The sequence below is a fragment of the Pseudoalteromonas sp. S2755 genome (genome assembly GCF_005886535.1).
GTDB lineage: Bacteria > Pseudomonadota > Gammaproteobacteria > Enterobacterales > Alteromonadaceae > Pseudoalteromonas.
In genome coordinates, this window is sequence record NZ_PNDS01000199.1 from 1 (window position 1) to 7,263 (window position 7,263).

At 41.0% G+C, this 7,263-nt stretch carries 5 protein-coding genes and 1 pseudogene; 1 reads left to right on the top strand and 5 read right to left on the bottom strand.

The genetic code is table 11. The features are described from left to right. Positions 1–123 precede the first annotated feature (123 nt). Positions 124–3,777 carry an SIR2 family protein gene (locus CWC03_RS22720; protein WP_249314110.1) on the top strand — a complete coding sequence of 1,218 codons (3,654 nt, stop codon included), beginning with the start codon at positions 124–126 and terminating at the stop codon, positions 3,775–3,777. A 104-nt stretch (positions 3,778–3,881) separates the two neighbouring features. Here CWC03_RS22720 and nth read toward each other — a convergent pair whose 3' ends face one another. The 5 genes and pseudogenes from nth to CWC03_RS22745 form a co-directional block, all read right to left on the bottom strand. Beyond that, positions 3,882–4,517, bottom strand: coding sequence for an endonuclease III (gene nth, locus CWC03_RS22725; RefSeq protein ID WP_138583783.1), 636 nt, complete (start codon positions 4,515–4,517; stop codon positions 3,882–3,884). 99 nt (positions 4,518–4,616) lie between these two features. Beyond that, entirely contained in the window at positions 4,617–5,315 is a 699-nt protein-coding gene (locus CWC03_RS22730) for an electron transport complex subunit E (RefSeq protein WP_010370368.1), read from the bottom strand. After that, entirely contained in the window at positions 5,312–5,947 is a 636-nt protein-coding gene (gene rsxG / locus CWC03_RS22735) for an electron transport complex subunit RsxG (protein ID WP_138583784.1), read from the bottom strand. The genes CWC03_RS22730 and rsxG overlap by 4 nt, the downstream gene beginning before the upstream one ends. Then, a complete protein-coding gene (gene rsxD, locus CWC03_RS22740) occupies positions 5,944–7,005 on the bottom strand; it encodes an electron transport complex subunit RsxD (RefSeq protein WP_138583785.1) in 1,062 nt (353 codons plus the stop codon). The genes rsxG and rsxD overlap by 4 nt, the downstream gene beginning before the upstream one ends. Continuing rightward, positions 7,002–7,263: pseudogene (locus tag CWC03_RS22745) on the bottom strand (electron transport complex subunit RsxC); the annotation flags it as partial. The pseudogene CWC03_RS22745 and the gene rsxD, both read right to left, overlap by 4 nt.

Sequence of the window (7,263 nt, forward strand, 5' to 3'; positions counted from 1 at the left end):
TACAGCGGAACTTGATGGCAGGCCTCATCGCTTATACTTTTCAAGCAAAGAAACCGAGCATAAAGGTTACTCGGCTTTAGTTCTTATACAGATCTCAGGTTACTTAACTTTGCAGCAGAAAGATTGGAAGATGAAGAGTTATTAGATGATAGTCAGCTAGTAAAATTGTTTGTGAAGAAAGGAAAGCTCCAACAGGCTGCACAAGAAGCTCAAGAGCAATTGTCAGGCAGGCGCTGGTATGATTTTATGCAATCCCAATTTGCAATAGATTTCACTCAATTGGACGATAGTTGTAAGGCGTTACCACAGGCAATATGGCAATTAAGTAACAGGCTTGTTACCTTAAATTATGACAAGGTATTAGAATGGGCACATACAGAATCAGTTAATGTTTGTGCTTTTGATAATGACAACATAAACAAACTTGCCGAATTTACTCGAAACGGCTCCCATGAAATGCTTTGGCATTTACATGGTAAAATAGATGTTCCCCAAAACATGGTGCTGACACCACAATCATATTATCGCCTATATCAAGAAAATGCCAAAGAACACTATCAAACAGCACTTACAAAGTTTAGAGAATTACTTAGCAATAAGATTCTTCTATTTATAGGCTGTTCACTTAATGATGCTGAGTTATTGGCTGAAATTGTAAAGCAAAACCAACTGTTTGACGGCAATACAGGCCCTCACTATGCACTTGTAAGAGAAAAAGACAAAGAAATAATAGAGCAAAAATTAATCGGTATTAATGTAGAATTACTTACTTTTAGTGACTTTGGTCAACCGTTGATAGCTTCTGTTCAGCAACTAGCTGAATGCAAAAATAAACTAGAGCAGCAACAAATAATTCAGCAACTAGAAGAATCAGTTCAACCACTTAACGAAGAACCAAATAAGTACGATAAAATTGGTCTATTTACAGCCTCACCTTTAGATAAACCAATAGATGATTCGGATATCATCGCAAAACTTAAAAAGTTTAAACATCCTATTTCGCAACAAGCTTTTACAGAAAGTAACTTAATGGAGGCTGATGATTATTCCATTTTATTTTTATTAGCCAAAACAACGAGTAGTGGATTGTTGATTGAAGACGACAACGCTTGTAGTGATTACCTAGCAATTGATGAACTAGAAAGTAGCTTACCAGTTAATGCTAAAATAACAGTGTTGATCACAGATAAACTATTGAATGAGCAAGAACTAGGGCAAGTTAGGTTTCCATTACTGGTTTTTCCTCTGTTAAATCAACAAGGCAAAGAGCTTAAACCTCTTGATAAATTAGCGCATCAGCTATTTAAAAGGCCGGATGTTAAAAACTTCATTGATAAAAGTAATGTTCAATCGGTGCATATTAGCGGTGAGTTATTAGAATCTCTGAAACCAGAAAATCGCAAGCATTGGCAGAAGTATCAACCATTACTACCTAAAGGTATTAATGCAAGTGAATTGCAAGGTTTTACTGGGCGTTTATCTGATTTAGCGGATATCAGCCAAAAGCTTGCTAAAGCAGCCAACAAACAAAGGTTATTAACAATTAAAGGCAGTGGTGGCTTAGGTAAAACAACAATAGCAAAAAAAGTGGCATTAGAATTAGCGAATCGCGGGCATTTTGATGCAGGTGTGAATTTTATTGATTGTGAACATATCTCAAGTAGCAATCAGCTTGAAATGCACATCAGCAGTGCCTTTAACTTACGTGCCGCTGATGATTTATTTGATCACTTAGCAAAACATCATGATCAGCGAGAGCGCTTACTGATTTTTGATAACTTAGAAAGTTTATTGTATTTAAAACAAGCGGATAAAAGCAAAAATAAGCAAGAAGTAGAACAAGTTAGGTTATTGTTATCGCAAACACTAATGTACACAAATGTGTTGGTTACTTCCAGAGAAAGTATTAATGCTGAATGGGAAGATGTGTTGCCATTTCGGCAAATGGAATCTGAAGAAGCATTAGCATTATTTAATCGCCTAACTAAAAATGGTTACCACAGTGATAAAGATCAAGAGTTTGCGCGCAGAAAAATTCTAGAACCACTACTAAATAATAACCCGTTAGCCATTAAGTTAATTTGTGATGGTATACCTGCAGGTAAAAGCTTAAAAGAGTTAAAGCAAGAGTTAGAAGACGACTTTTTTGATAAGGTTAAAGAAGAAGACTTAATTTTAATGTTTGACGATGAAGTTGATTTGAATATTAATCGTCAAGAGTCTCTTTATGTTTCTATTCTTTATTCTTACCGTTCATTGGAGGAACATCAGAAACGTACATTGGAGTCCTTCTCGTTATTTCCTGACGGAATAGATCTCGATACATTTAAACGTTTAATAACAGAGAGTAAGAGGAACGATAGAAACGAAGAGGCAAGTAAATTGAAAAAGCCGATTAGTGATAAAGATATTGCTGTTCTTACAAATAAATCATTAGTCGAAGCTTATGGTGAGTTTTATTCATTACAATCGGTTATCCAACGTTTTGCCCGTTTTCGATTTGAACAACATACGGCAGAAAAAGACAAGCTAGAATTGTTCAGGCAAGCCTTTAAATACAACCATCAGCTCATGGAGTTTGTTTATAAACTCAGGGGAACAAATAAAAAAGCAATGCATATCTTCTTATCTTTATTTAACAATTTTTTAAGTGCGGTCGATTACGGTGCAAAAGAAAATGTAGTGAGAAGTGAAGCTGAACTTGAAGATTACTTTGGGATGGTCGATAACATCGAGAAGTTTTCAAGTCATTTAAATCTAGGCTCTGAATTTTTAGCTGCCCACGAAGCAATTAATATTGAAGGGTTTATAACAAAAAGTAATGAATTTCAGGTAAAGCAAGTATGGAAGCTCATTGAGCTACAGGCGCGCTATTATAATGGCGAGTTTGATGCTGCTTATGAGCAATTAAAATCTTTAATGACAATTGAGTCTTTATCGGCTCTTTCAGGAGAGTATGAAAGAGGTCGAATACTTGAAAATGTTGTTTACAATATCGCAGCAAACCTATATGAGATGGAAGGTTATGCACTTGATAGGGTTGCCCATGACATAAAGTTTAATTCGTATAGCTACGTTAATTTGAGGTCATGGAATGTTCAAGTTGCAATGAGTGTTGAACCTTTAATGAACCTTGTTGAAAATGACTTGAGTTACTTCGAAGCACAAGATTATTTACGTGGTGAAATCAATCTAAATCAATTAAATCAATCCATTGATGAATTACATGAAAATCAGCATATGGAAAGGGTGCAGTTAACTTACCTCAAATCTCGTGAAACCTATGTGAGCTATGAAGCCATAGATAAGTTGGTGAGCGTTAACCCTTACACCCGAGGCTTAAAAAAGTTGATGTATGCTTTTTCATGCGAGCATGAGCTGTTGTCTGAGCCAGAAAATAATGAACTCAATGAGAATATAATTCAGTATTACCAATCAGCATTACCAGACTTAAGCCATATTAAGTTTTATTATGTGCAAGTTCTTTATTTCTATGCTCGATTTTTACAAAAAGCTGATAGTTTAGATTTTGAAACTATTTATGAAAAAGGGTTAGGGCTAACTAAAAGGCATCATTATCGATATTGGCAACACAGATTTTTATTATTAAAAAAAACCTGTTTAGGACGTTATAACCCAGAAGATTACCCACTACCTGGAAACCCTGATATTTCGTCATTAGTTGAAAAGCAAGCTAAGTGGATAAAACGAACTTATGGTACAAGCTTAAATCCATTCAATCAGGGCAACACTGAGTTAAAAGCGCTTCCAAGTTAAATTTTTCAATATTATTTTTTAGATGGGAGAGTTTTATAACTCTCCCTGATAAGTTTTAATTAAGCAGTGAAGTAAGCCCAAATTCAGATAATAATTAGTGTGACTTAAATATCAGTCTTCTCTTTAAACTCACACAAATCTTCAATCAAACAGCTGCCACATTTAGGTTTACGCGCGGTGCACACATAGCGGCCATGAAGGATTAACCAGTGGTGTACGTCTACCTTAAACTCTTTTGGTACCACCTTTTCTAGCTTTTGCTCGACTGCCACTACATCTTTACCCATGGCAAACTTGGTGCGGTTAGAAACGCGGAAGATATGGGTGTCTACAGCAATGGTTGGCCAGCCAAAGGCGCAATTTAGTACCACGTTGGCGGTTTTGCGACCCACGCCTGGCAGCGCCTCTAGTGCTTCACGGTTTTCAGGAACTTCGGAGCCGTGTTTGTCGACGAGGATCTGACACATTTTATAGACGTTATTGGCTTTTGAATTAAACAAACCAATGGTTTTGATATAGTCTCTTAAGCCCTCAAGGCCAAGCTCCAGGATTTTCTCAGGTGTGTTGGCAACAGGGAAGAGTTTGCGTGTCGCTTTGTTCACTCCAACATCAGTGGCTTGTGCTGAGAGGGTAACGGCAACTAAAAGCTCGAATGGTGACGAGTATTCTAGTTCGGTTTCAGGGTGCGGATTTTCGTCCCTGAGTCGCGTGAGTATTTCTATACGTTTTTGTTTATTCATAAGATTTACTTGCTAAATTCAATGACGGTAGCATGCGGTTATTTTCACTAAGCAGCGATAGTGACGGTATCGCTGCAAATTGGGATTATTATTACCGCATTAGTTTAAGTTAGTGACCCGTGCTCTTGGGCCTTTTACTTCTTCGGCTGTTGGCGCAGCTTTGGCTTTGAGCTGAGCGTCGATAATGTTTTTAGCGGCAATCAAAAAACCAAGGCCCAAAAAGGCGCCCGGTGGCAGGATTGCAACTAAAAATTGATGATCGAATGAGAAGATCTCAATACGCAATACACTTGCCCAGTTGCCAAGGAGTAGCTCGGCACCATCAAATAGTGTTCCTTGGCCAATGAGTTCGCGCATTGCACCCAGTACAAATAGCACCAGTGCAAAACCCAGCCCCATCATTAAACCATCCCAAACAGATAACAGCGGACTATTCTTCGAAGCGAATGCTTCGGCACGACCAATAATGGCGCAGTTGGTCACGATCAACGGTATAAATATGCCAAGGGATTGATACAGACCAAAGGTATAAGCGTTCATGAGTAGTTGAATAACCGTAACAAAGGCGGCGATGATCATGACAAACACGGGAATACGAATGTCTTTTGGCACCCAGTTTCTCACCACGGATACGGTAAAGTTAGAACCAACCAGTACCAGTAATGTGGCAATACCAAGCCCTAAGGCATTGGTTACCGTTGAAGTCACCGCAAGGAGTGGACACAGCCCTAAAAGCTGTACCAGTGCAGGGTTATTTTGCCATGTACCTTCTTGAAAGAGCGATTTTAACTGACTCATTGCGACACCTCGCAAGTATTAGGCGCGTTAAATAGCGCATCAAAATGCGTTTTGGCAAACCATGCGGCCTGATTTACCGAGGTTACCACAGCGCGTGGGGTAATGGTTGCGCCGGTAAATGAATCAAATTGACCGCCGTCTTTTTTCACATTCATTTTAGGGTCTGCTTCCCCTTCAACTTGAACACCGTTGAACGTCGTTACCCAAGCCGATTTTGCCAGCTCTACTTTATCACCAAGACCCGGAGTTTCTTCATGGCGCGTTACACGCACACCTGAGATCAGACCTTGTCTATCGACAGCGGTTAAGATATCAATATTGCCACTGTAGCCTTTGGGGGTGATATGTCTCACTAACAGGGCAGAGGGTTCGCCATTGAGTCTGGCTCTGTAAATCGTGTGCGGACCGCCTGGGCCGAGTTCTAAGGCGTTGCTGGTGGTGCAATCCAAATACAGAGTATTGTCGTACTTATCTGCTGCAATCACCTGAGAAAGTAGTTGCATCAGGTGTTGCTGCTCTTGGCTGGCAATCTTATCTTTAGTGAGGTCATTAATCAGTGCGACCGCTCCAGTTGTTGCCAGTGCAAATGCCGCGAGGATGAGGCCATTTTTCTGCATCGATTGAATTATCATGATTTAGCTCCATGACCATAAGTACGAGGCTGAGTGTAATGATCGATAAGTGGTACTGCCATATTCATGATCACAACTGCAAATGCAACGGCGTCTGGATAGCCACCAAATTGACGAATAACATACACAGTAAAGCCGATTGCCGCGCCGTAAATCAGGCGACCTAAGTTAGTGGTGGAGGCCGACACCGGATCGGTGGCAATAAAAAAGGCACCAAGCATAGCGCCGCCACTTAACAAGTGAAATAGGGTGCCCGGCTCTGACTCAGGGGCAATGATATAGCCAATTGCGCTAGCAAGGCCAAGACTGGCAATAAAGGCCACTGGAATATGCCAGTTGATCACTTTGGCTTTTAGCAGATAAAGACCACCTAGCAAAAAGGCCAGGTTAACATATTGCCAACCAATTCCTGCAAGCGCTCCAAAACCCTGCTTACTCATCGCCTCATTCACGGTTAAACCTTGTGAGACTGCGGTTTTTACCGAGTCTAATGGCGTTGCACCAGTCGCGCCGTCAATCACACCTGCACGCCATACGTCAAGTGTGACACCTTGGCTGGTGGATTCGGTAAAGATCATCGCGAGCTGGTCAACAAAACTTAGCGACTCTAACGTGAGCGCTTGAATAGGTGACCATGAAGTCATTTGTACAGGGAAGGAGATCAGCAATAATACATAGGCCGCCATGGCTGGGTTGAAAAGATTAAAGCCTAGGCCACCGTATAGCTGTTTTACAATAGCGATGGCAAAAAATGCACCAATGACGGTTATCCACCAAGGGGCTAGCGGCGGAATACTGATGGCCAGCAGCACAGCGGTGAGCCAAGCACTGCCGTCGCTGAGGCTGGGCCATATCGCTCGACCTCTTAGCTTTAGCACTAGCGCTTCAGCAAGGCTTACGGTAATAAGCGCCAAAGCCAACTGGATCAATACACCAAAACCAAAATAGTAGGTTTGGACTAAGATCCCGGGAATACAGGCTGCCATGACGGTCATCATGATTTTGTTGACTGATTTATGGCTATGATTGTGCGGGGATGAGGCCATGGTTAGTTTCATGACGGTTCATTTCCTTCTTGTTCTTTCGCTTGCTTCTTCGCTTTTGCTCTCGCAATTGCGGCTTTAACGGCGGCTTTTTTACGTGCTTCAGGGCTGGCTTGTTGCTGCTCAGATGTGCCCTCAGCACCTTGCTCTGTACCGCTGGAGTCTGTTTCTGATCCCGCCGTTGGCTCATTTGTTTCTTCGCCTTGCTCACTCACACTTTCGCCAGCTTCTTGTGCCTCTTTTGCGGCTTTTTTGGCCTTAGCTCTGGCAATT